Origin of the sequence: Streptomyces lomondensis, assembly GCF_014651035.1 — a bacterium.
Classification (GTDB): Bacteria; Actinomycetota; Actinomycetes; order Streptomycetales; family Streptomycetaceae; genus Streptomyces; species Streptomyces lomondensis.
Genome location: NZ_BMWC01000057.1, coordinates 1 through 513 on the forward strand (window position 1 = coordinate 1; position 513 = coordinate 513).

1 protein-coding gene is annotated in these 513 nt (G+C 50.1%); it reads left to right on the forward strand.

All coding sequences use genetic code 11. The features are described from left to right. Nucleotides 1-215: 215 nt before the first annotated feature. A complete protein-coding gene (locus IE255_RS40720; RefSeq protein ID WP_189820570.1) occupies nucleotides 216-455 on the forward strand; it encodes a hypothetical protein in 240 nt (79 codons plus the stop codon). Nucleotides 456-513 lie beyond the last annotated feature (58 nt).

Genomic DNA, 513 nt, shown 5'->3' on the forward strand with positions numbered 1-513 from the left:
TTGTGGTAAAAATAATCACTATAATTTGCGCAGTAGCAAGCTACTCATAAGGTCTCAGCTTAAAGATAATAATGCCCAGCAGTTACAAGGAGAACAAAAAATGAGAAAGAGAAACTTCATCGTCAACGGTATTCCAGGTTTGTCAGGGATCGAGATGACAAGTCTTAGAAGAATCCACCGCCGAATCCACCGCCGAATCCACCGCCAAGCGCGTTGTGGAAAACACCGAGTGTGGCAATGTCAGCCGCTCCGGCGACTACGTTTGCGGGTCCAAAGCCGCCGAAACCACCAAACTGGCGAGGTTCAAGGGTTGCCTGCTCGGTTTGAGTGGGGGCTGGGACAGCGAAGACACCGGTGAAGGCGACGAGGGCAGCGATGACGGTGAAGAATTGCATCTTGTCTCGGAAAAAAAAGTTGGTAAAAGGAGCTGGGCAAATCGAGGGGGTAAGAGCTGAGACCTGTCAGGCGCTAAAGGTGATTATTGGAAGATCGACTTTGAAAGGTGAAGGGTGG